The organism is Ruegeria sp. CDSA221 (assembly GCF_059611825.1).
This window is the reverse complement of record NZ_JBXWPK010000002.1, coordinates 354,599-376,181: the sequence shown is the minus strand read 5'-3', so window position 1 is coordinate 376,181 and position 21,583 is coordinate 354,599. Positions and strand designations below refer to the sequence as shown.

At 57.4% G+C, this 21,583-nt stretch carries 25 protein-coding genes; 12 read left to right on the top strand and 13 right to left on the bottom strand.

Annotated elements, in window-relative coordinates; all coding sequences use genetic code 11:
- Nucleotide 1: 1 nt before the first annotated feature.
- Entirely contained in the window at nt 2-544 is a 543-nt protein-coding gene (locus AC2FJ5_RS04285; RefSeq protein WP_496792563.1) for a GNAT family N-acetyltransferase, read from the bottom strand.
- A 232-nt stretch (nt 545-776) separates the two neighbouring features.
- Here AC2FJ5_RS04285 and alr point away from each other — a divergent pair, with 232 nt between their 5' ends.
- From alr to AC2FJ5_RS04270, 3 genes are read left to right on the top strand one after another with little or no spacing between them, the layout of a single operon-like run.
- Entirely contained in the window at nt 777-1,811 is a 1,035-nt protein-coding gene (gene alr, locus AC2FJ5_RS04280) for an alanine racemase (RefSeq protein ID WP_496792562.1), read from the top strand.
- Complete coding sequence (locus tag AC2FJ5_RS04275) at nt 1,808-2,590, top strand: MlaE family ABC transporter permease (protein WP_496691147.1); 783 nt, start codon at nt 1,808-1,810, stop codon at nt 2,588-2,590. Before alr ends, AC2FJ5_RS04275 begins: the two co-directional genes overlap by 4 nt.
- Entirely contained in the window at nt 2,587-3,333 is a 747-nt protein-coding gene (locus AC2FJ5_RS04270; RefSeq protein WP_282021912.1) for an ABC transporter ATP-binding protein, read from the top strand. Before AC2FJ5_RS04275 ends, AC2FJ5_RS04270 begins: the two co-directional genes overlap by 4 nt.
- Here the strand turns inward: AC2FJ5_RS04270 and AC2FJ5_RS04265 are convergent.
- Entirely contained in the window at nt 3,330-3,740 is a 411-nt protein-coding gene (locus AC2FJ5_RS04265; protein WP_281994537.1) for a hypothetical protein, read from the bottom strand. The genes AC2FJ5_RS04270 and AC2FJ5_RS04265 overlap by 4 nt on opposite strands.
- A gap of 118 nt (nt 3,741-3,858) precedes the next feature.
- Here AC2FJ5_RS04265 and AC2FJ5_RS04260 point away from each other — a divergent pair, with 118 nt between their 5' ends.
- From AC2FJ5_RS04260 to AC2FJ5_RS04230, 7 genes are all read left to right on the top strand, one after another.
- Complete coding sequence (locus AC2FJ5_RS04260; protein ID WP_271947376.1) at nt 3,859-4,311, top strand: paraquat-inducible protein A; 453 nt, start codon at nt 3,859-3,861, stop codon at nt 4,309-4,311.
- A gap of 250 nt (nt 4,312-4,561) precedes the next feature.
- Nucleotides 4,562-5,239 carry a DNA repair protein gene (locus tag AC2FJ5_RS04255; protein WP_271947378.1) on the top strand — a complete coding sequence of 226 codons (678 nt, stop codon included), beginning with the start codon at nt 4,562-4,564 and terminating at the stop codon, nt 5,237-5,239.
- A gap of 121 nt (nt 5,240-5,360) precedes the next feature.
- Nucleotides 5,361-6,722, top strand: a complete 1,362-nt coding sequence (radA, locus tag AC2FJ5_RS04250; RefSeq protein WP_496706041.1) for a DNA repair protein RadA — start codon at nt 5,361-5,363, stop codon at nt 6,720-6,722.
- Between the two features lie 41 nt (nt 6,723-6,763).
- A complete protein-coding gene (locus tag AC2FJ5_RS04245; RefSeq protein WP_142633482.1) occupies nt 6,764-7,369 on the top strand; it encodes a CvpA family protein in 606 nt (201 codons plus the stop codon).
- Between the two features lie 616 nt (nt 7,370-7,985).
- On the top strand, nt 7,986-9,509 hold the full coding sequence (purF, locus tag AC2FJ5_RS04240) for an amidophosphoribosyltransferase (RefSeq protein WP_281994533.1): 1,524 nt from the start codon (nt 7,986-7,988) through the stop codon (nt 9,507-9,509).
- A 252-nt stretch (nt 9,510-9,761) separates the two neighbouring features.
- The gene (locus AC2FJ5_RS04235) at nt 9,762-10,010 is read left to right on the top strand and encodes a hypothetical protein (protein ID WP_496792560.1); all 249 of its coding nucleotides are present in this window, start codon (nt 9,762-9,764) and stop codon (nt 10,008-10,010) included.
- Nucleotides 10,011-10,052: 42 nt separating this feature from the next.
- Complete coding sequence (locus AC2FJ5_RS04230; protein ID WP_496688285.1) at nt 10,053-10,697, top strand: SDR family NAD(P)-dependent oxidoreductase; 645 nt, start codon at nt 10,053-10,055, stop codon at nt 10,695-10,697.
- Between the two features lie 60 nt (nt 10,698-10,757).
- Here the strand turns inward: AC2FJ5_RS04230 and AC2FJ5_RS04225 are convergent, their stop codons facing one another.
- The 4 genes from AC2FJ5_RS04225 to AC2FJ5_RS04210 form a co-directional block, all read right to left on the bottom strand.
- Nucleotides 10,758-11,600 (bottom strand): ATP-binding protein, encoded by an 843-nt coding sequence (locus AC2FJ5_RS04225; RefSeq protein ID WP_281972000.1) that lies wholly within the window; start codon nt 11,598-11,600, stop codon nt 10,758-10,760.
- Nucleotides 11,601-11,717: 117 nt separating this feature from the next.
- Nucleotides 11,718-12,635: a twin-arginine translocase subunit TatC gene (tatC, locus tag AC2FJ5_RS04220; protein WP_496792559.1), complete on the bottom strand. Its 918-nt coding sequence runs from the start codon at nt 12,633-12,635 to the stop codon at nt 11,718-11,720.
- Entirely contained in the window at nt 12,632-13,090 is a 459-nt protein-coding gene (gene tatB / locus AC2FJ5_RS04215; protein WP_281971998.1) for a Sec-independent protein translocase protein TatB, read from the bottom strand. Before tatB ends, tatC begins: the two co-directional genes overlap by 4 nt.
- 6 nt (nt 13,091-13,096) lie before the next feature.
- A complete protein-coding gene (locus AC2FJ5_RS04210; RefSeq protein ID WP_142633467.1) occupies nt 13,097-13,312 on the bottom strand; it encodes a twin-arginine translocase TatA/TatE family subunit in 216 nt (71 codons plus the stop codon).
- A 219-nt stretch (nt 13,313-13,531) separates the two neighbouring features.
- Between AC2FJ5_RS04210 and AC2FJ5_RS04205 the strand changes: the two genes are divergently transcribed.
- On the top strand, nt 13,532-13,837 hold the full coding sequence (locus AC2FJ5_RS04205) for a hypothetical protein (RefSeq protein WP_142633465.1): 306 nt from the start codon (nt 13,532-13,534) through the stop codon (nt 13,835-13,837).
- A gap of 21 nt (nt 13,838-13,858) precedes the next feature.
- Nucleotides 13,859-14,530, top strand: a complete 672-nt coding sequence (locus AC2FJ5_RS04200) for a helix-turn-helix transcriptional regulator (protein WP_496693449.1) — start codon at nt 13,859-13,861, stop codon at nt 14,528-14,530.
- A 63-nt stretch (nt 14,531-14,593) separates the two neighbouring features.
- Here AC2FJ5_RS04200 and AC2FJ5_RS04195 read toward each other — a convergent pair whose 3' ends face one another.
- The 7 genes from AC2FJ5_RS04195 to AC2FJ5_RS04165 form a co-directional block, all read right to left on the bottom strand.
- Complete coding sequence (locus AC2FJ5_RS04195) at nt 14,594-15,745, bottom strand: peptidoglycan DD-metalloendopeptidase family protein (protein WP_496712948.1); 1,152 nt, start codon at nt 15,743-15,745, stop codon at nt 14,594-14,596.
- Nucleotides 15,746-15,808: 63 nt separating this feature from the next.
- Nucleotides 15,809-16,459 carry a protein-L-isoaspartate(D-aspartate) O-methyltransferase gene (locus AC2FJ5_RS04190; protein WP_496792557.1) on the bottom strand — a complete coding sequence of 217 codons (651 nt, stop codon included), beginning with the start codon at nt 16,457-16,459 and terminating at the stop codon, nt 15,809-15,811.
- Nucleotides 16,456-17,238 (bottom strand): 5'/3'-nucleotidase SurE, encoded by a 783-nt coding sequence (gene surE, locus AC2FJ5_RS04185; RefSeq protein WP_496792556.1) that lies wholly within the window; start codon nt 17,236-17,238, stop codon nt 16,456-16,458. Before surE ends, AC2FJ5_RS04190 begins: the two co-directional genes overlap by 4 nt.
- A gap of 121 nt (nt 17,239-17,359) precedes the next feature.
- Nucleotides 17,360-18,445, bottom strand: coding sequence for an ABC transporter ATP-binding protein (locus AC2FJ5_RS04180; RefSeq protein ID WP_496792555.1), 1,086 nt, complete (start codon nt 18,443-18,445; stop codon nt 17,360-17,362).
- Between the two features lie 80 nt (nt 18,446-18,525).
- On the bottom strand, nt 18,526-19,572 hold the full coding sequence (locus AC2FJ5_RS04175; protein ID WP_496792554.1) for a methyltransferase domain-containing protein: 1,047 nt from the start codon (nt 19,570-19,572) through the stop codon (nt 18,526-18,528).
- Between the two features lie 90 nt (nt 19,573-19,662).
- On the bottom strand, nt 19,663-20,775 hold the full coding sequence (locus tag AC2FJ5_RS04170; RefSeq protein WP_496792552.1) for a YhaZ family DNA alkylation repair protein: 1,113 nt from the start codon (nt 20,773-20,775) through the stop codon (nt 19,663-19,665).
- A gap of 2 nt (nt 20,776-20,777) precedes the next feature.
- Entirely contained in the window at nt 20,778-21,557 is a 780-nt protein-coding gene (locus AC2FJ5_RS04165; RefSeq protein WP_496792643.1) for an SDR family oxidoreductase, read from the bottom strand.
- Nucleotides 21,558-21,583: the final 26 nt, after the last annotated feature.

Here is a 21,583-nt window from a genome sequence, read left to right as displayed (position 1 = left end):
GTCACCAAAGGTCAGGTCGGTCAAACGCGCTGACACAGCGTGACGGCCCCATTATCGGATCAGCCTGTAAACCAGACAGAGATTGCCCTAGCCATCCGATCGGCTGGCTAAGCGGCATTGGCGGCTGCGCGAATGCCTCAGAAATGGGCAGGAAACCGGTTTTGCCGTAATATGACGGATCTCCGTAGGTTATTGCAAAATCGACGCCTTGGGCCCGCAGTTGGTCCAGACCAAAGGTGATCAGCTTCTGCCCGACCCCACCCTGTTGCCGATCCGTCCGCACGGCCACGGGCGACATCAGAAACACCCGTCGCGGATCCTGATCAAAGGTCAGGCGCGAGAACATGATACATCCCAGAAGATCGCCCCCATCAGTCGCAACACATCCCTGCAGATCCTGATCGGGCTCGGTTTTCAGCAATTCCCTGATCAAAGATTGAATGGCCCGTCCTTCCTCGCCCCCCTCTGAGGCAGAGAACACATCATAAAAGAAATCAGGCAACCTACTGCTCTGGTTTTTGTACCCAAACGAGAGTTCAATCATGTTTTCATCCCAACAGGCCCCTTTGGGCATTAGTGAACGATCACCTTGACCCGATCATGGTTGACCACGATGTGCGCACAATAGTGATTTGGCGCCCTCAGATGTTCAATACGCAGATTTACGCTGTTTCAACCCGCTTCCCGGCCTCAAGGTGCCGTTATGCGCAACGTACAGGTCAATTATCGCTGCGACCCCCCTTGACCTGACGCGATCCAATGTCATGAACAGACGCATGAGTACTGCACGCTTAACGATCAATCTTTATACGCTGGCCAGCAACTGGCAGGCGCTTGATGCAAAGACGTCCTGTGAAACGGGTGCCGTGGTCAAGGCCGACGCCTATGGCCTGGGCGCTGGTCCTGTCTCTGCCGCACTTGCTGAAGAAGGTGTCAGAAATTTCTTTGTCGCGGCCGCCGAAGAAGGCGCTGCCGTGCGCGAGGCTGTCGGGCCCGACGCAACGATCAGTGTTTTTTCTGGACATATGGAAGGCGACAGCGACCTTCTGCGCCAACACAATTTGACGCCTTTGCTGAATTCGTCCGAACAGTTCCGCCGCCATCGTCAAACCTTGCCTGAACACGCCTTTGGAATCCAGTTGGATACCGGCATGAATCGCTTGGGGATTGAGCCTGCGGACTGGGCCGCGTTGCGCACAGAGATTGAGCCGCTTAATCCGTCGCTGGTGATGTCGCATCTCGCCTGTGCGGATGAGCCTGACAACCCGATGAATCGCCACCAACTGCGCGTGTTCCACGAATTGACCGATGGAAGTGCGGCCCCCAGATCGCTTGCGGCCACCGGCGGTATCCTTCTGGGCAGCGACTATCACTTCGACCTTTGCCGTCCCGGCATCGGGATGTATGGCGGACAACCCTTTGCCGATGCGAAACCCGTCGTCACCGTCGACCTTCCGGTCATTCAGGTGCGCGAGGTCGATCCCGGCGAAAGTGTGGGGTACGGCAACAGCTGGGTCGCGCGGCGCAAATCCCGTATTGCCACGGTTGCGGCCGGGTATGCGGACGGGCTGCATCGTGCAATCGGCGGTGGCATCGACGCCTTTGTAGGAGGCCAGCCCTGCCCCGTTGTTGGCCGGATCTCGATGGATCTGATCACCATCGACGTAACGGATCTGCCCGAGGATCCGGAACGCCTGCGCATTCTGAACGGGCATCAGACAGTGGATGATCTGGCCGAGGCCGCAGGCACCATCGGGTATGAAATTTTGACATCGCTAGGCGCACGCTACTCTCGGGGCTATATCGAATGAACCCTCTTTCAATGCTGGGCGGGTTGGGACGTACAGCCCTGTCTTTGCTTGCAAATTTCGGCAAGGTCGCTCTGTTCTTTGCAGACGCGATTTCACATATTTTCCGCCCCCCCTATTATCCGCGCGAATTTGCGGTCGCTCTGATGAATATCGGTTGGATGTCCCTGCCGGTGGTTGGCCTGACGGCGATATTTACCGGCGGTGCATTGGCGCTTCAGATCTATGCAGGTGGTGCGCGTTTCAATGCCGAAGCTGTGGTGCCACAAATCGTAGCGATTGGCATGGTGCGCGAGCTTGGGCCTGTTCTGGGCGGTCTTATGATTGCGGCGCGGGTCACATCCTCCATCGCCGCCGAAATCGCGACCATGAAAGTGACCGAGCAGATCGACGCGCTGGTAACTTTGTCCACCCATCCGATGAAATACCTCACCGCGCCGCGGGTGCTGGCCGCCGTCATCACAGTGCCGATTCTAGTTGCGGTTGGCGATGTGATCGGCATTGCGGGCGGATATATCGTGGCGACCCAAAGCCTGGGCTTCAACGCCGCGGCCTACCTGCAAAACACCATGAATTTCCTCGAATTTCATGACATCGTCTCCTCGCTTACCAAGGGCGCGGCCTTTGGCCTGATCACTGCGACCATGGGCTGTTACTACGGTATGAACTCGGGCCGGGGCGCGCAGGGCGTTGGCGCTGCGACCAAATCTTCGGTCGAGGCTGCCGCAATCATGATTCTGGCTGCAAACTTCGTTCTGACAGGGGTGTTCTTCTCGATATGATCCGGATGGAGAATGTACATAAAGCCTTTGGGTCCAATCAGGTCCTCAAAGGCGTCAATATTGAGATCCCCAAGGGCACCTCGATGGTCATCATCGGCGGGTCGGGCACAGGCAAATCGGTGGCGCTGAAATGCGTTCTTGGCCTGATCAAACCCGATAGCGGCACGGTCTATGTAGACGGTAAAGACGCCACCAAAGGCGACCGCGATGCCTTTCTGGCCCGGTTCGGAATGCTGTTTCAGGGCGGAGCGCTGTTCGACTCGCTGCCCGTCTGGCAAAACGTCGCCTTCCGCCTGCTGCGCGGTTCGCTCAAACGTCCCGTGGACGAGGCGCGCGAGATCGCCATCGAGAAACTGCGCCGCGTGGGCCTAAAAGCCGATGTTGCCGACCGGTTCCCGGCCGAGCTGTCGGGTGGCATGCAAAAACGCGTGGGCCTGGCCCGCGCCATCGCCGCCGAGCCCGAAATCATTTTCTTCGATGAGCCCACCACCGGCCTTGACCCCATCATGTCCGGCGTCATCAACGACCTGATCCGCGAGATCGTTACCGAAATGGGCGCCACCGCGATGACCATCACCCACGATATGAGCTCGGTCCGCGCGATTGCCGATAACGTCGCCATGCTGCACGGAGGCGTGATCCAATGGACCGGTCCCGTGGGTCAGATGGATGCCTCGGGTGATCCCTATGTGGAGCAGTTCATCAGCGGGAGTGCAGAGGGGCCGATTGAGGCGGTGCGTTAGACAGGCGCACCTTTCCTTTCTTGTTTCAAGTTCTCGTAGGCTTCTTTTACATAATCTAGCCGCAGCAAATATTTCCCACGCGGGACCACAAAATCTGGCGTCTGAATCCGGGCAAGCGCCAATGTTTGACCCAGATGAGTTCCCGAAAACAGAACGTAATTGGGATCTTGCCCTGAAAATCGATTGTAAATTTTTCCACCGAACCAACGCGCCCTGCGTTGCGCCTGCAGCGCTTCCTGGAGGCGAAAATGCATTACGCCAAACAACTGTTCGCGATCAAATGGCATAATGTCTGCAGCGACACTTCCCGCTGAAAGAACCCCCGCGAGGCCAACAGTTATAGCCTCGCTAACCCCCTTCTGGGTTGGGGACGGGCCTTCGACAATTTTTATAACAGGTTCAGCCATATAAATTTTTTCGTAAACAAAGTGATGTGTATCAATAGCGTTTCGGATATCGGTATAGGCACAATACAGACTGAGGTTAAATATTCACCTCATCGAAAAGTTCCGAAGAGTATCTATAATGACCCTCCGCCTCGTCACCCTCTCTCTGCTGATCCTCTACCCCATCGCGTGGTTCGCTCCGCTGATGCGCGCGGGATTTCTGCCCATCTTCGGCCTCAGCGAAATCAGCGTCATCACCGGGCTCCAGTCCCTTTGGAAGTCCGATATCTTCCTCGCGCTGATCGTCACCGTCTTTGCCCTTTTTGCCCCCTATCTGAAAACCATCGGCACCGCCCTGATCCAATGGGACCTGCTGGATGCGCGCGTTCAGCCGGCGCTGAACATCCTCGGCAAGCTGGCGATGGCCGACATTTTCCTGATCGCGCTCTATATCACTCTGGCCAAAGGCATCTCTTACGCGACCATCGAAACCGCATGGGGGCTTTACCTGTTTACGGCCTGTATTCTGGCCTCAATCGCCCTAGGTATTATTACCGAGATGACATCCAGATCACGAAATCATCAGACCTAATTGATTGAAAACACTTATCTGAGTATCATCTTAATATTTCGAGCAGCCAGTTTCTTGTAGTGATCGGTCCGTAGCGGATCAAAAATTATGTTCAACCTTTGTCCGCTTCGGCCCGATATGTATCGGTTTGAGAAGGAGATCGTCGAACATGACCGCACTCCACACGTTAACATTACAGTTTCAAAACGCATTTTTACGACTGACATTTTTTCTGATTTGCTCCGCGGCATTTCTGGCCTTCGCAACCACTATGCTATCCGCCCTGGGCGTGCTGCCATGGCTTTCCATGCAAGCCGGACTGGCGGGCGGCACCATCATAGACGCCGGGATCTATGTTCAGATTGGCCTGACCGCTCTGATCCTGATGCTGGCCTTCTACCTTCCTGCGAATGCCCGGATGATGGCGCTGGAAAACGCGCACCGTAAATTTGCGCTGAACATGCACGACATCGCCCATGCCTATCAGCTGGCCCATGCGCAGGACCGCAGCGGGGCATTTATCCTGTCGTCCGAATTTGATGCGGTCAAAGAGCGGATGGCCTTCCTGCGCCAACATCCCAACCTACAATCGCTCGAACCAGAGATTCTGGAGTTGGCCGCGCAAATGAGCCAGATCAGCCAAGAACTGGCCGAAACTTACGGGGATACCCGCATCGCCCGTGCCCGCACATTCCTGCAGCAACGCCAGGAAGAGATCGAACTGTTTCAGCAACGGCTGGAAGAGGCGCAAACCATTCAGCACGAGCTGCGCCAGTGGACCCATGATGTTGAAATCGAAGAATCCATCGCTCGTTCTCAGCTAACCCGCCTGCGCGACGAACTTTTCGAACTGTTGCCGGAATTGTCAGCGCAACTGCAGCAGCCCAAGGACGGTGCATCGAAGCCGTCGAGCGTCATAGCTATGTCGCCACCTCGCGCCGCCGAATAGGCGCGACAGCGCCCGCCATGGACGATGGCCCAAACAGGCCTGAGGATATGGCGCGCTACCGGTGGAGATGAAGGCCCACGAGGGCTTGAAGAACCGCCATTCCTCGGGCACCAAGGGCGCCATGGCAAAGACAACTTTTTCATGCTCGGCCTGCGGTGCCACTCATTCACGATGGTCCGGGCGCTGCGACGGCTGCGGTGAATGGAATTCCATCTCGCAAGACGTCCCCCTTTCGGCTGGCCCGGCCAAAAAATCCCTCGGCGGCAAGCGTGGCCAGTCCATCACACTCACGGACCTGTCGACCGAGGAAACTCCCCCTCCCCGCACGCTCTGCGGGGTCGAGGAGCTGGATCGCGTGCTGGGAGGCGGACTCGTCCCCGCCTCGGCCTTGCTGGTAGGTGGCGATCCGGGCATCGGCAAATCCACCCTTTTGCTGCAGGCCGCGGCCCGGTTCTCGCGTGCAGGTGTGAAAACCATTTACGTCTCGGGCGAGGAAGCCAGCGCGCAGGTTAGGATGCGCGCGCGCCGGTTAGGGCTTGAAGATGCGCCTGTGCAACTGGCCGCCGAAACCAACCTGCGTAACATCCTCACCACGTTGGAAGCCGAGAAACCCGGTCTCGCAATCATCGACTCAATTCAAACCATGTGGGCCGACAACGTCGACAGCGCACCGGGTTCAGTGTCACAAGTCCGCGCCGCAGCACATGAATTGACCACGTTTGCGAAACGACACGGAGTTTCAATCATCATGGTTGGCCATGTCACCAAAGATGGCCAGATCGCTGGCCCCCGCGTGGTTGAACACATGGTCGATACCGTTCTTTATTTCGAAGGCGAACGCGGGCATCAGTTCCGCATTCTGCGCGCGGTCAAGAACCGGTTTGGTCCAGCCGATGAGATTGGCGTGTTCGAGATGACAGGCAAAGGTCTGGCACAAGTCACAAACCCGTCGGCCCTGTTTCTATCTGAACGCGGCAAGCCCAGCCCCGGATCGGCCGTATTTGCTGGTATCGAAGGGACACGGCCGGTTCTGGTCGAGCTTCAGGCGCTGGTTGCCCCATCCCCCCACTCTCAGCCTCGCCGAACCGTCGTCGGCTGGGACAGCGGACGGCTGGCAATGATCCTTGCCGTGCTCGAAGCCCGCTGCGGCATCCCCTTTGCCGGGCTTGATGTCTATCTCAACGTCGCAGGCGGGCTTAAAATCACCGAGCCAGCCGCGGACCTTGCCGTTGCTGCCGCGCTACTCAGCGCGCGCGAGGACACAGCCCTGCCAACGGACACCGTCGTTTTCGGAGAAATCTCGTTGTCCGGGGCACTTAGACCGGCCCCTCAGACAGAAAACAGGTTGAAAGAAGCCCAAAAACTTGGTTTCACATCCGCCATAGCTCCGGCAGGCGGGAAAACCGGTACTGTGGCAGGTCTGACACTCACCCGGCCCTCTGATTTGGTAGGGTTTGTTGGCGAAACCTTCGGAGCAGGTTAAGGTAACGCCTTGAGGGGCAGAAAAAATTACGGGCGAGGGCCATGGAAGGTTTTACAATAATTGACGGGGTAGTTGCCCTGATCATCGTTATATCGGGTCTGCTGGCCTATTCCCGTGGCCTGTTGCGGGAAATTCTCGCGATCGCGGGATGGGTTGCAGCGGCAGTTTTGGCATTCATTTTCGCACCACAGGCCGTTCCACTGGTCAAAGAAATCCCCGTTGTCGGAGATTTCCTGCGCGACAGTTGTGAATTGTCGGTTATCACCGGGTTCGCTGGCGTATTTGCCATTGCCCTGATCGTGGTTAGTATATTTACCCCACTGTTCTCATCTCTTGTGCAACGGTCTGCACTGGGCGGCTTGGATCAGGCACTTGGGTTTTTCTTTGGAATCGCGCGCGGCATCCTTTTGGTGGCGATTGCCTTCTTCGTCTATGACACAGTCATGACGGGCCAATCCTACACCATCGTCGATGAAAGCCGGTCAGCCAAAGTGTTCGAACAATTCAGCGACAAAATCGAAGAGCAAAACCCCGAAGCCGCGCTGGGGTGGGTAACATCCCAATATGAAGAACTGGTAGCCAGCTGTGGTGAAAGCGCCGATCCATCCGACGCACCTGCCGCCCCTGAAGCACCTGCAGCGGAATAAAGCAAAAGCCCGGTCAAAGCCGGGCTTTTTCAATTCGGCTTAGACAAACCCTTCTCCGGCGCAAACAGTGCATCTGATGTTTTTCAGACCAAAGCACCCCTCGCAACGGGACATGACGGGCTTGCCAAAAATGTCCCGACTTTTGATCACTTCACCTGCGCCTCCGCAAATCTGACAGGGTGCGCGCCCCATTCCACGGCATCGGTGGCACCGGCGTTTTACCGGTTCTTGCTTTTTCTGACCTTGATTGTTTTGCCACATGTCTGAAATCCGCTTGGCTTGAAGAAACTATTGTTTCGGATTGTTTCCTCTATGACAGCACAAGCTGCGAAACCTGTCACCTTTTGTTCGGCCATTGTGGCAAATTCCACCTGCGTCAAATCGCAAATGTGATCCTTTGATGACACAGCCTCCGTAAGGCTTTATGTGAAGTCCGAACTGACATGGAATCGGAGCTGCCGATCTTGCTGTATCTGTTTTCTTTCGCGCCTGCCGCTTGCGACCAGGGCGCGTCTGCATCCCAAGATCTATGGGAAGTATCAGGCAAAGACACCGCCATGCTGATGTTCCGAACACCGCCACAACTTAAATCGTCATAGTAATTTGGAGCCCGAACATGTGTGGGATTTTGGGGATCGCAAGCAGAACACATGATGTGTTTGCGGAAATCTATGACGGGCTTCTGATGCTGCAGCACCGGGGTCAGGATGCATCGGGTATCGTCACTTATACCGGAGAGTTCTTCCGCGAAAAGAAAGCCAACGGGCTGGTCAAGGACGTGTTTAACGCTCAGGACGCCGATACCCTGCTTGGAAAGGTCGGCATTGGCCATGTGCGCTATCCGACTGCCGGGTCGCTCAGTGCGGCCGAGGCGCAGCCGTTCTTCGTGAATGCCCCGTATGGCATCTACCTGGTTCATAACGGCAATATCACCAACACTGCCGCACAGCGTGAGAAGGTCACCGGAAAATACAGCCGCCACCTGCGCACAACGTCAGATTCGGAAATTCTGCTGAACGTTCTGGCGGACAAGGTCGCTGACGCAATCAAGGTCAATGGCAACGCCGAGCCCATTCGCAATATCTTTGCCGGTGTGAAGATGACGATGGAACGGGTACAGGGCGCCTATTCGGTGATCTGCCTGATTGCAGGTGTCGGAATGCTGGCTTTCCGCGACCCGCACGGAATTCGCCCGCTCTCGGTGGCCATCCGCGAAACCGAAAGCGGTGGCGACGACTTTGCGTTTGCCTCGGAAGATGTGGCCTTTGGCATCAACGGCTTCAACAAGATGCGCGACCTGCGCCCTGGCGAAGCGATCCTGATCGACCTGGACGGCAATATGCACGAATTCCAGGCGGTCGAAGGCAAGCTGACACCCTGCATCTTTGAATATGTCTATCTGGCACGTCCGGATTCTCTGTTGGACGGTGTCTCTGTCTATAAAACGCAGATGCGTATGGGGCAGACGCTGGCCAAACAGATCCAGGAATCAGGGCTTGAGATTGATCGGATCATCCCGGTCCCAGACAGCGCCCGCCCGGTCGCGCTTGAGGCGGCCAAGATCACCGGCATTCCCTATCGCGAAGGACTGGTAAAGAACCGCTATGTCGGACGAACGTTCATCATGCCCGGTCAGGCCGAACGTCAGAAATCCGTGCGCCGCAAACTGAATGCGGTTCCGCTGGAGTTTGACGGCCACAATGTTCTGTTGATCGACGATTCCATCGTCCGCGGGAACACGATCAAGAAGATTGTGCAAATGTGCCGCGAGGCTGGAGCCAAGAAGGTCTACATTGCCAGTGCCTCACCGCCGGTGAAATACCCGAATGTCTATGGCATCGACATGCCCACCAAACATGAGCTGATTGCCCATGGCAAAGAGGTCGAGGAAATCCGGCAAGAGCTGGGTGCAGACGCCCTGATCTATCAGCATCTGGACGATCTGATCTGGGCCGCCAAGGAAGGAAATCCAGAAATCGAAGCGTTCGACTGTTCGTGTTTTGACGGAAAATACATCACCGGAAGCGTCAGCAAAGACTATCTGGATACGCTCGAGAGCAGTTCACGCGTTAGTAAGAAACGTGAAGACATGCAGGTGCCCGGCGGATCCTGGAACGCGGCCAAGCTGGCTTCGGGATAAGTTCCCGGCGAATCGGTAGCTCTCTGCCCGGTTCAAGCCGGGCGGTTTCCGACCTGCATCGGTGTAAATTCGCTTAGTTTCCGCGCACAACTTTTTGGCGAAGGAAATGCAATCGCAATGGGTTCACCGACTGCCTTTTGAAAGTGACGGAACGGACAATTCACCGGACCTTTTGTTCCCTTGTTGCGTTTGATAGTCCGCCTCCAACCACTCATCAAAAGGGGTTGGGGCCGTGTGCCGCAGCCGCACTCTATGTCAAACAAAACCGTCACAAGCGCGGCCACGCAACAGGGCGCGCTTAGCAAAAACTCTGTCACCCTGCTTGGGGTGTTTGGGCCAAAAACCGATATGCGCGCGCTGATGCGGATGTCTTCTGGCCGGGTCAAAGAGGTCAAGCTGGGCAGCCGTGTGTCTTCAGGTACTATTGTGGCCATTGATGCCGAGGGCATCATGCTGCGACAAAGCGGTCAGACGACGCGCATAGCGATCCCGGGCAGCTAATCCTGTCTTGACGCGCTGCGCGCTTGGGTTCAAACCGCAGTCATGACCGATCAGACTAAAATCGCCCTCATCACCGGGGCCTCACGCGGGCTGGGCGCTGCCTTGGCCGAGGCGCTGGCACCAGAGTACCACATCGTCGCTGTCGCCCGCACCACCGGCGGGTTGGAAGAACTGGACGACCGCATCAAAGCAAAGGGCGGTTCAGCCACCCTGGCTCCGATGGATATCGCCGATCCGAATGCAATGGCGACACTGTGTCGTGGCATCCATGATCGCTGGGGCAAGGTGGACCTTTGGCTGCATACTGCGGTTCACACTTCGGCCCTGACGCCGACCCATTTCATTGACCCCAAGGAATGGACCAAAGCCATCAACACCAACGCAACCGCCACGTCGGTCCTGATCCCCTATGTTGCGCCTTTGCTGGGTGAGGCCGGCCATGCGGTGTTTTTCGATGATCCGAAGGCGGGCGAGAAATTCTACGGCATCTACGGTGCCACCAAGGCGGCGCAGATGGCTCTGGCCCGTAGCTGGGCGCTGGAAACTGAGCGCACCGGGCCGCGTGTGAGCATCGTGGAACCGGCTGCCATGCCAACTGCCGTGCGTGCCCGGTTTCATCCTGGTGAGGATCGGGAGGCATTGACCAGCACCGCAGATGAAGCGGCGCGTATTCTGGCTCTGTTATAGGAATGGCCCATTGGGCCATGCCTCCGGCGGAGGTATTTTTAGCCAGATGAAGCCGGCGGATTACGCGATATGAACACCGTTTCTTCCGGCCAGATCGACGAAGAATTGCCATGCCACACGGCCCGAGCGCGCACCACGTGTGGCCTGCCATTCGATCGCTTCGGCGCGCAGGGTGTTTGCGTCGACCGAGACGCCGTAAGAAGCACAATAGCGGTCGATCATGGCAAGGTATTCGTCCTGATCGCAAGGATGGAAACCCAGCCATAGCCCGAACCGGTCCGACAGTGAGACCTTCTCTTCTACGGCCTCAGACGGGTTGATGGCGCTGGAACGTTCATTTTCGATCATATCCCGCGGCATCAGGTGGCGGCGGTTTGAGGTGGCGTAGAAGACCACATTTTCCGGGCGACCTTCGATGCCACCGTCCAGCACTGCCTTGAGCGATTTGTAGTGCTGATCATCGTGGCTGAAGGACAGGTCATCACAGTACAGGATGAACCGATGCGGCGCTGCACGTAGATGGTTCAGCAGACGCGCGACCGAGCCCATATCCTCGCGCTGCAGCTCAACCAGTTTCAGATCAGGATGTTCGTTCTGCAGGGTGCCGTGGACCGCTTTGACAAGGCTGGATTTGCCCATACCACGCGCGCCCCAGAGCAGAGCATTGTTGGCCTTAAATCCAGCGGCAAAGCGGCGTGTATTGTCCAATAGTGTATCGCGAGACCGGTTGATACCCACCAAGAGATCCAAATCGACCCGATTGACCTGCTTAACCGGTTCCAGGCGGTCGGGTTCGACATGCCAGACAAAAGCCGGAGCTGCGGCAAAATCGGGCGCGGCCAGAGGCGCCGGGGCCATGCGATCCAGCGCGTCGGCAATACGGTTCAGAGCTTGGTCATCCATTGGGGCCTCCGGTCGTGTCTGCAGGGTCTCAAACCATGTTCCGCCCGGCGCGACAAGAGCGGCGCATGAAAAAGGCGCGCCGGGCTGGGCGCGCCTGTTCATTGCTTGATCGCAGCTTTATTTGCCGTCTTCTTCGTGGATGAAATCGGCATCCGCCTCTTCTTCGTCGTCATAGTATCCTTCTGCGCGCAGTTCGGCCTCGCGCTTTCTCTCGACACGGGCGACAAGGAAGATCGACACCTCATAGAGGCCATAGACCACTACAAACAGGATGATCTGAGTGATCACGTCTGGCGGTGTCACAAGGGCAGCAAGCACCAGAATACCTACCATGGCGTATTTTCGGACACTGCCCAAACCCTCGGCGCTGACAAGTCCGGCCTTACCCATCAAGGTCAGCAGCACAGGCAGTTGGAAACACAGACCAAAGGCAAGGATGAATTTCAGCGTGATATCCAGCGATTCATTCACCTTGCCGAAGAACGTGATCTTCACGCCCTCGGTGGTTTCGGGCACAACCACGATCTCTTCCGGAACATCTCCGGTAGTCGCCGACAACAGATTGGCAAAAATCGAACTGACATCCGCAAAGCCCAAAAAGAACTGCATGGCCAGCGGCGTTACCACGAATTGTGCAAAAGATGCCCCCAGCAGGAACATGAACGGCGAGGCGACCAGGAATGGCAGGAAAGCGCCCTTCTCAGACCGGTACAGACCAGGTGCCACAAAGCGCCACAGCTGATAGGAAATCACCGGGAAGGCCAGCGCGAAGCCAAAGACCATCGAAATTCGGAACAGCGTAAACAGATATTCCTGTGGCGAGGTATATTGCAAAGTCGGAGACGGATCGCCCAGATCGCGCAGCGTTGCCTCGATTGGTTGGACCAGGAATTGCAGGATAGGTTCCGCGACCGTAAAGGCCAGGACAATGCCAATTACAAAGGCAATGACCGCGCGGATCAACCGCGTGCGCAGTTCCGCCAGATGCTCGATCAATGGGGCCGAGCTGTCTTCGATCTCGTCTGTGTCGGTCATGATTTGCCTTCGGTTTTCAGCGCGGCTTCGGCCTCTTCAGCCTTGGCCAGCGCGTCGGCGGCTTCTTTCGCCTTCCGCTCGGCCGCAGCGCGTGCGGTCGAGGCCTGGATTTTCTTGGCCTGTTCGGCCCGTTCGGCGGCCAGCTTACCGGTCTCGCTATCGGGGTCAAACTTGGTGGGGTCGATACTTTTGGCCAGGTCCTGCGCGGCTTCTTTCACACCATCCATGGCGCTGCCTACAGGGTTGGTGGCCGCGTTGAGACCTTTTTTGATGTCATTCACACCGGCCTGATCCGCCGCATCGTTCATGGCACTGCTGAATTCGCGCGCCATGCCACGGGCCTTGCCGACAAAACGACCGACATTACGGAACAAAACCGGCAGATCCTTTGGCCCCACAACGATCAGGGCAACGACGCCGATGACCAGAAGCTCGGTCCAGCCCAGATCAAACATACCGGATCAGACCTTGTCTTTGTCGGTCTCGGGCGTGACGTCCTTGGCCAGCTCGGATGCGTCCTGATCCAGTTCCTCTGCGCCTTCTTTGACGCCCTTCTTGAATGACGTAATGCCTTTGCCCACTTCGCCCATCAACGAGCTGATTTTGCCACGGCCGAATAGCACCAGAACCACAACTGCGATCAGCAGAATGCCGGGAAGGCCAATATTGTTGAGCATCTCTCTTCTCCTTTAACGTCGGCGCCGTACGCCGGAAATGTGATCTGGGTCCGTGTCTACGCCCGCTGGCCCGCCTGCAAAAGTGAGTTGGTTCAAATCTGCGTTCAAATTTGATCCGATCCGATGTTTTTTACGGCCTCGGATTGATCAACTGACAGGTTTGTGTCAGTTGGTAGGGGCTAGGTAGGCGGTATCGAAACCTGGTCAACGGAGATTCACATGACCCATGTTGCAGAAATCGTCACCTTCACCCTCGCCAACGGGACAACCCCGGAAGAGTTTGTAAAACTCAGCCAAGCGTCCGAAGCCTTTGTACGCGCAGCTCCGGGGTTTGCCCATCGTCAACTCAGTCAAGGCGAAGACGGGCGCTGGACTGACTACGTGATCTGGACCGATATGAAGGCCGCACAGGACGCAGCTGCGCAGTTCCCGCAGCAGGGTTTTGCGCCCGCACTGATCGCCGCGATCAACCCCGAAGGCATGCAGATGCGCCACGAGAACGTGCTATGGAACATGACCGCCTGATCGCGGTCAGAACGGCGTGTCATGCGCCGCACTGACCGCCTGTTCGACATCATCCAGATCCTGCGCGACGGCAAACTGCACCGTGCGCAGGACATTGCGGATCGGCTCGAGGTGTCGGTCCGCACGATCTATCGCGACATGGATACGTTGGCCGCCTCGGGCGTTCCGGTCGAAGGTGAGCGCGGCGTGGGTTATATGGTGCGTGAGCAGATCACCCTGCCCCCGCTGAATTTGACCCCGGCCGAACTGGAAGCGCTGAACCTTGGCATGGCAATCGTGGCCGAGGCCGCCGACCCCGACTTGAAAACCGCCGCCGAGTCTTTGGCTGAAAAGATCGACGCCGTGCTGCCGACCCAGGTGATTGCCGAGGCTGACAGCTGGAAATTTGCGGTATACCCCTTTGCCGATGCCGCACGCGGGCTGGCGCATATGGCCCCGATCCGCGCCGCCATCAAATCACGACAAAAATTACGTCTGAGTTACCGCAGGATCGACGGCGTGCTGACCGAGCGCACCATTCGGCCATTGCATATGGAGTATTGGGGACGAGTCTGGACGCTGACTTCCTGGTGTGAACTCCGCGATGGTTTCCGGGTCTTCCGAATTGACCTGATCGAAACCGTCCTTCCCCTGCCCGAGATTTTTGCAGACGAGCCGGGAAAGCGTCTGAGCGATTACGACCCATACGCTTAACCCTGCCGTCATCGGGTTGGGATTATCCCTGCCAGCGGCATGGCCCTGACGGGGCCATTCTTATCATTTCAGATAGGGCTCTGGATCTACAGATTCGAAGCCTTTGCGCACTTCGAAATGGACATAGGCGTTGTCCCCGCTCCGCAGCGAGGCAATCTTCTGCCCTCGTCGCACGCGATCCCCTTTCTTGACCGTGATATCTGCCACATTGGCATAGACGGTCAGCAGATCACTGTTGTGTTTAACAACGATGATCGGAACCTGATCTGCATCAGCAGTGATCGCCGCAACAGTTCCCGCCTCTGCCGCCATTACAGGCGATCCTGCGGCCGCTGCGATGTCGATCCCCTCGTTCTTTCCCTTTTGATAGGTGCGGATAATCGTACCGTTCACAGGAAGCCCAAGCGCCGAATTGCTTTGGTTTGTTGGTGCCTCGGCGGTCACATCAGGTGCCGGAGTGGCCGGGGAAATGGTTTCGTCAGGCAAGGGCTGCGTAGCACTGGGCGGCGTCGGTGTCGGAGACCCCTGGCCGGGCTGTGTCACATTCGTTGCAGGCACAGCAGCTTTGCGCGGTGCGGATTGGCTTTTCACCGGGATCAGAAGGAACTGGCCTTCGCGGACGGTAAAATCGGAATCCAATCCATTCCAGTCTGACAGCGCCTCAACGGGAACGTCATAGAGGCGTGAAATTGTAAATGCCGTTTCACCACGTTTCACCTTGTGGCGGATCGGTTCGGGACCGGTTGGTGCCGGTGCCGCCGCAGGTTTTGCGGGCTCAAGCGTTGATGTACGGACCGAGCCATTTGCGGGGACCTCGTCGATTGCCGTACCAGCTATCGTCGCTATATCGACAGAGCTTGCGGAACCGACCGTCTGGGGCAGTGCCACAACTTCGCCCTCGCGCAGGGTATCTGTAGGCATTAGACCATTGAAACGCGCCAGCTCTCCTTCAGGCAAACCAACCCTTGCGGCCAAGTCTCTGACAGTGTCACCGCGGCGAGCAATCGCCACTTGATAGGTCGGATATGTGATGACACCCCTGGCATCCGGAGCGGGCCGGTTGGTCGTCGCCGACTGTGCTGCTTCGGCGGTGGAAAAACCGCCTACCTGTCCGCGAAGATCATAGTCCAGCGGCCCTTCGCACCCAGCCAGGATTGCAAGGCTAGCCACTCCTAACGCACAGCGGCGCATTGCTGATTTGGAAACTGCTCTCATTTTATTGTCCTCGACACCTGCCCCTGTTCATCGGGGTTCCGGCGCATTTTGCAGAATATTCCTTTAAGCTCCATCCTTCCCAAGCCCTTCTAACAAGGGCACAAAACGGACAGGCAACAATTCGTCATAGTCCAAACCGGATTCGGTGCGCCGGACCCTGATCAACGTCTGGACCGTATCCGACTGCCCCACCGGCAAAACCATGATACCGCCGATTTTGAGCTGCGCCAAGAGCGGCCCGGGAGGGTCCTCGGCAGCTGCAGTCACGATGATACGATCAAACGGGGCTTGCTCGGGCAAACCAAACGAACCATCCGACAACATTGCCGTCACATTCGTCAGCTCCAAATCACGGAACAACTGGCCGGTTTCGCGCACAAGTCGCTTATGACGCTCGACCGTGTATACCCGGCGTGCCAGTTTCGACAGGATCGCGGCCTGATAGCCCGATCCCGTCCCGATCTCGAGCACGGTATCACGCGGACGTACTTCCAGCGCCTGCGTCATCAGCCCAACGACAGACGGTTGGCTGATCGTCTGGCCGCACGCAATCGGCAGCGGCGTATCCTCATAGGCGCGTTCTGCAAACAGGCCTTTGACAAATCTGCCGCGATCTATCTGCTCCATGGCTGCCAGCACGCGTGCATCCGTCACCCCGCGCGAGCGCAGGGCAAACAGGAACTGCATGGTTGTTTCAGGGTCCAGTCCGCTCATTCGATCGACTTTAACGCTTCCAGCGCGTCATGCGCCGTCAGATCCGCACGCATTGGTGTGACCGAGATATAGCCTGCCAGATTGACGGCAGCATCCGTCCCAGGTGCAGTCGGGTTGTGTTGATACCCGCCCTTGATCCACAGAAACCGCCGCCCCGAAGGTGAGCTGTGCGGCTCGACCGAGAAATGTGTGTCACGCCGATAACCCTGAGGGGCGATCCGGGTGCCCAATACTTCATCCGCAGGCACTGGGGGGAAATTGACGTTGTAAAACAAACGGTAATCGCATTGTTCTGCCGGCGTCGCGCCCAGTATCTTACGAACCAGTTCGGCACCAAATCGGGTCGCGGATTCGAACGGGTCATCCAGCCCCAAATTGCGCGGACCGAAATATTGAGACAGGGCAATAGCCGGAACCCCCTGCAGGGCCGCCTCCATCGCGCCCCCGACTGTGCCAGAATACAGCGTATTCTCGGCCGAGTTGTTCCCACGATTCACACCAGATAATACCAGGTCGGGTGGCGCGTCCTTCATCACATCGTGCAAACCGGCCAAGACACAATCAGCTGGTGATCCTTCCGCAGCAAAACGGCGTTCTCCCAGCTTGGCAACCATCATCGGGTGCGTGTAGCTGATGCAATGCCCCACGCCGGATTGCTCGAAAGCGGGCGCAACGACCCAGACTTCACCGCCCGGTCCGGCCAGATCGGCAGCAATCGCCTCGAGCGCGATAAGTCCCGGCGCATTGATACCGTCATCATTGGTTAGAAGAATACGCATATGCCCCATCCACCGCAGCGTTTTTTCCTTGATAGACCCAGCCCCGCACTGCGGCAAGCAACCCGCAGGTGCAATCTGAGGCTTTCACGCACCACTTGCGCCTAAACTGCAGTTTTAGACCCTATTTGGGGAATACAAAGCACCGATCGCGGCGAATGGTAAGCCACATGACCCGCCCCGCTTGCGGGACAAACACGTTGGGAACGGTCGCTTTCAAGATTGAATCATCATAGTCCATACGGAATTCAATCAAGCTTTCGTTGCCCAGAAAACGCGCCCGTTCGACCACACCACGCGCGGCTACCCCGTCCGTCGGTGTCGGCAGTGGACCTTTGCCATTGCGATCAAAATCCAGACGGACGTGCTGAGGCCGAAATACAATCTCAACATTCGTCCCATCCGGCACACCCGGAGCAAGAAACTGACCAAATGGGGTATCGGCCAATGCTCCGTTAACTTGCGCGCCTAACACATTTATATCGCTAAAGAATGCAACTGCAGCTTTGTCCGCAGGACGGGTGTAGACGTTGTAAGGCGCACCCTGTTGAACGATTCTGCCACGGCGCATCAGGGCGATCTCATCGGCCATACGCATTGCTTCTTCGGGTTCATGGGTAACCAACAGCACAGCGGCGTCCTCTTCCTTGAGGATCGCCAGAGTTTCGTCCCGAATTCCATCGCGTAACCGGTTATCGAGCCCCGAAAACGGCTCATCCATCAACATGATCCGGGGGCGTGGGGCCAAGGCGCGCGCCAGAGCCACCCGCTGTTGCTCACCGCCCGACAAGTGATGTGGAAAGCTGTCTGCGAACCGCATCAGGTCGACTTTGGCCAGCAACTCATCCACGCGTGCGCGTTTTTCATCTTTGCTACCCTTCAGGCCAAAGGCAACATTGTCAGCTACGCTAAGATGCGGGAACAGGGCAAAGTCCTGAAACATCAGGCCAATCTCGCGCCGCTCAGGCGGGACACGGAACACCGTATCGCAGATCAGCCTGCCATCGACATAGATCTGGCCTGTCTCTTGCATCTCGACACCGGCAATCATCCGCAGCGTCGTCGACTTGCCGCACCCTGACGGCCCCAACAGGCATGTCACCTGCCCCGCCTGCACGGTCAGCGAGACGTCATCAACCACCACCCGACCTTCGTACCGGGCGACCAGATTGCGAATTTCCAGACGCGGAGGAGTTGCGTTTACTGTCACCGATGGACCCCGTAGCCTTACCCGATCAAATCAATCGGGCTTGGGCGGGGATAGCAACCCCTCCCTTTGGGTGCAAGAGATCAGCAGCAGCCGCCCGTTTCGGCCTGCCCGGTCGCCTCAAATGGGCTTTCACCACCGCAGCCTTCGAAGATGCCGTAATGGGTTGAGAAATCACCGATGAACTCAAAGTGCCGCGCAAACCGCGTGTCTTTGAGCATCATCCATGTGTTGCCGCACACCGGAAACACCTTACCCGTCGCGATTGCGTGGTGGTCATCCAGCTCAAATATGTGCGCCGCATTGGGCACAGTGCCCTTATAGATCACGGCCTGACCATAATCTTCGCAGGCGGGTTCCAACGCAGGTAACTTGAACAGACGATAGGTGGCTGACAGGAATTTGAGCGGTGCCACGCGGTCCTCAAGAACCGGGTTTTCGATGGTCAAGGAGCGGTGCGTGACTCGACGCGGGTCGCCGAAACCGGCTTTGCGAGACATCGACAGAAAGTCATTCCAGTACAGCGCACCGGACAGACACTCGCCATACAGAACCTCATCCTCGGCCATTGCCTGCGGTACGCGACGATCCGCATAAACGTCCGAGAAATACATCTCTCCGCCGTCCTTAAGCAGGCGATGCGCGCCGCGCAGAACGGCCTCCTTATCAGTGGCCAGGTTGATCACACAGTTCGAAACGATGATATCGAAAGACCCCGCCTTTAAGTCCAGTTCATCCAGCTTTTCGATGTAGCCGTGATGGAATTCCACGTTGCTTTGGGCATACCCAAAGGTTTCGGCGTGATATTCCTGATGCGCGCGGGCTATATCCAACTGCTCGGGCGTCATATCCACGCCGACCACTCGCCCTCTCTCGCCCACCATGGCAGACAGGGCGTATACATCCCGACCGGCACCACAGCCCAGATCAAGGATGCTCATCCCTTCCAGATCCAGCGGCGCGATCAGCCCGCAGCCGTAATAGCGGGTCAGCACGTCATCATGGACCTTGGCGAGGATCTTTTTCAGATGATCCGGCATATCGTCGGGCGTACAACACGCGTTGGTCTGCAGGTCCGCGCTGCTTTGCAGGACCTCGCCATAATAGTTCTGCACCGATTCATGCTTCATCGCTGTCATCCCCTGATCTGACTGATGTTGAGCTAACCCAGCACCGCGCACCGTGCAATCAAAAGCCGAGCAATCTGACGAAAGGTTGAGCTAGCCCAGCAGCTCAAAATCCAGATCCGCGCGCACCCGGCCATTCACCTGAATCTCCAGAAGATGTGCGCCGGGAACAAGCCTGAACGTGGTCGCATCGCCTTTGAGCTTGTGCTTTTTGCTCAAGGTCAGGTTTCCATTCCTTAGCGCGGCCTGTTTCAGCTTGTGAACTTTGGCCGATTTTTTGCCGCCAGGTCGTTGGAAATGGATGATATAATCAATCAAAACGGGTTGGTTCGCCTCACCAGCCAATGAAACATCAAACTCAAGCGCGCCGCCAATCTTTGCCTGCCCATTTACCGTGACCGAGACCTGTATATCGGCATCAGGGTCATATCCCAGCATCTTCATCGCGCGCGGGTGCCCGGCCTTAACCAGACCGCGCAGGGTATGAGAGGTCATCCACCGCAGCTCGTCCGCGTCTTGACGCTGTGAACGAGACCAGCCCTGCAGGCGGTCCAGTACCAGATCCGGGTCTTTTTTGGAGATGTCGTTCAGATGGTTGGCCACCGACCGCGTCACATAGCGCGTTTGGTCCTGATGCAGCCGATCCAGCAGAGGCAGCGGATCGGTCAATTCCAGCCCCACCGCCTGCCCCCATGGCAAACGCGGGCGGGTTCCTTCGGACACCAGACGCCGCACGTGATAGCTGTCATGTCCGCACCAATCCTCCAGCCGCTCCATGACGTGTTCGGGGTGGTGATTTAGAAAGGCGCGAATGGCCCATTCCATCGAGAACCTCTGCGTCAGTTCAGCCAGCACGTCTAGCGCGAGGTCGGGGTGATCAAGGCCGACATTGACGACCCATTCTCCCAGCGGGGCAAAGATGAAATCGCCAAAATCGTCATCCGTTTTGTTCGGATCCAGCGGCGGCGGCAAGGCCCGTAAAAGGGTCGGAGCGACAGTTGGCAGCTCACCCGGAACCTGTTGCTGCAGGCATTCGGCGATCCACGCCATCCGCTCTTTCAACTCAAGCTCGAGAAGGCGTGACATCACCTGCGTTTGAAACGCCTGTGCATCGAACCCTGGATCAGCCTCGGCAAAAAGCCCAGCCAGATAGCCGGTCTTTTCTGCATTAAACAACTGATCCTTCAGTGAAAACCCTTGCGCCATGGTCACATCGTCAGATTGGTCGCGCCACCATCCAACAGGATGTTCTGGCCGACGATAAAGCCCGCATGTTGCGAGCACAGGAACGCGCAAGTTGCGCCGAATTCTTCCCGCGAGCCATAGCGGCGCGTGGGGATAGTTGCCTCACGCTGCGCGCGCGCCTCATCAATGGAAATGCCCTGCTGCGCGGCCACGCCTCCGTCCAGGGAATCCGCCCGATCCGTGGCATGTATCCCCGGCAACAGGTTATTGATTGTCACACCTTGCGGCGCGACCTGCCTGGACGTTCCGGCCACATATCCGGTTAGCCCGGTCCGTGCCGCATTAGACAGGCCAAGAACGGCAATCGGCGCCCGTACGGATTGTGAGGTGATGTTGACCACTCGGCCCCAGCCCTTATCCATCATGCCGGGCAACAAGGCCTTCATGAAGGCAATCGGGGTCAGCATGTTGGCGTCCAATGCCTTGATGAAGTCGTCACGCTGCCAATCCGACCACATGCCCGGAGGTGGGCCACCGGCATTTGTCACAAGGATATCAACGCCCTGTGCTGCGGCAATCACCTGCGCCTGCCCCTCTTCCGAGGTCACATCACAGGCAACGCTCTGCACATCGACACCATATTCCGAACGCAAGCGCGCGGCTTCAGCCTCCAACGCCTCGACGCCGCGTGCGTTCATCACCAGGTCCACACCAGCCGCTGCCAGAGCCTCGGCGCAGCCCAGACCCAAACCTTTACTGCTGGCACAGACCAGCGCGCGCTTTCCACCTATTCCCAGATCCATCTGTTCCTCCCCATCTGTGATTATCC

What these genes read in the sequence shown, in the direction of transcription:
- AC2FJ5_RS04285 (WP_496792563.1), bottom strand. Translation starts at nt 544, where the DNA reads ATGATTGAACTCTCGTTTGGGTACAAAAACCAGAGCAGTAGGTTGCCT.
- alr (WP_496792562.1), top strand. Translation starts at nt 777, where the DNA reads ATGAGTACTGCACGCTTAACGATCAATCTTTATACGCTGGCCAGCAAC.
- AC2FJ5_RS04275 (WP_496691147.1), top strand. Translation starts at nt 1,808, where the DNA reads ATGAACCCTCTTTCAATGCTGGGCGGGTTGGGACGTACAGCCCTGTCT.
- AC2FJ5_RS04270 (WP_282021912.1), top strand. Translation starts at nt 2,587, where the DNA reads ATGATCCGGATGGAGAATGTACATAAAGCCTTTGGGTCCAATCAGGTC.
- AC2FJ5_RS04265 (WP_281994537.1), bottom strand. Translation starts at nt 3,740, where the DNA reads ATGGCTGAACCTGTTATAAAAATTGTCGAAGGCCCGTCCCCAACCCAG.
- AC2FJ5_RS04260 (WP_271947376.1), top strand. Translation starts at nt 3,859, where the DNA reads ATGACCCTCCGCCTCGTCACCCTCTCTCTGCTGATCCTCTACCCCATC.
- AC2FJ5_RS04255 (WP_271947378.1), top strand. Translation starts at nt 4,562, where the DNA reads ATGCTATCCGCCCTGGGCGTGCTGCCATGGCTTTCCATGCAAGCCGGA.
- radA (WP_496706041.1), top strand. Translation starts at nt 5,361, where the DNA reads ATGGCAAAGACAACTTTTTCATGCTCGGCCTGCGGTGCCACTCATTCA.
- AC2FJ5_RS04245 (WP_142633482.1), top strand. Translation starts at nt 6,764, where the DNA reads ATGGAAGGTTTTACAATAATTGACGGGGTAGTTGCCCTGATCATCGTT.
- purF (WP_281994533.1), top strand. Translation starts at nt 7,986, where the DNA reads ATGTGTGGGATTTTGGGGATCGCAAGCAGAACACATGATGTGTTTGCG.
- AC2FJ5_RS04235 (WP_496792560.1), top strand. Translation starts at nt 9,762, where the DNA reads ATGTCAAACAAAACCGTCACAAGCGCGGCCACGCAACAGGGCGCGCTT.
- AC2FJ5_RS04230 (WP_496688285.1), top strand. Translation starts at nt 10,053, where the DNA reads ATGACCGATCAGACTAAAATCGCCCTCATCACCGGGGCCTCACGCGGG.
- AC2FJ5_RS04225 (WP_281972000.1), bottom strand. Translation starts at nt 11,600, where the DNA reads ATGGATGACCAAGCTCTGAACCGTATTGCCGACGCGCTGGATCGCATG.
- tatC (WP_496792559.1), bottom strand. Translation starts at nt 12,635, where the DNA reads ATGACCGACACAGACGAGATCGAAGACAGCTCGGCCCCATTGATCGAG.
- tatB (WP_281971998.1), bottom strand. Translation starts at nt 13,090, where the DNA reads ATGTTTGATCTGGGCTGGACCGAGCTTCTGGTCATCGGCGTCGTTGCC.
- AC2FJ5_RS04210 (WP_142633467.1), bottom strand. Translation starts at nt 13,312, where the DNA reads ATGCTCAACAATATTGGCCTTCCCGGCATTCTGCTGATCGCAGTTGTG.
- AC2FJ5_RS04205 (WP_142633465.1), top strand. Translation starts at nt 13,532, where the DNA reads ATGACCCATGTTGCAGAAATCGTCACCTTCACCCTCGCCAACGGGACA.
- AC2FJ5_RS04200 (WP_496693449.1), top strand. Translation starts at nt 13,859, where the DNA reads ATGCGCCGCACTGACCGCCTGTTCGACATCATCCAGATCCTGCGCGAC.
- AC2FJ5_RS04195 (WP_496712948.1), bottom strand. Translation starts at nt 15,745, where the DNA reads ATGAGAGCAGTTTCCAAATCAGCAATGCGCCGCTGTGCGTTAGGAGTG.
- AC2FJ5_RS04190 (WP_496792557.1), bottom strand. Translation starts at nt 16,459, where the DNA reads ATGAGCGGACTGGACCCTGAAACAACCATGCAGTTCCTGTTTGCCCTG.
- surE (WP_496792556.1), bottom strand. Translation starts at nt 17,238, where the DNA reads ATGCGTATTCTTCTAACCAATGATGACGGTATCAATGCGCCGGGACTT.
- AC2FJ5_RS04175 (WP_496792554.1), bottom strand. Translation starts at nt 19,572, where the DNA reads ATGAAGCATGAATCGGTGCAGAACTATTATGGCGAGGTCCTGCAAAGC.
- AC2FJ5_RS04170 (WP_496792552.1), bottom strand. Translation starts at nt 20,775, where the DNA reads ATGGCGCAAGGGTTTTCACTGAAGGATCAGTTGTTTAATGCAGAAAAG.
- AC2FJ5_RS04165 (WP_496792643.1), bottom strand. Translation starts at nt 21,557, where the DNA reads ATGGATCTGGGAATAGGTGGAAAGCGCGCGCTGGTCTGTGCCAGCAGT.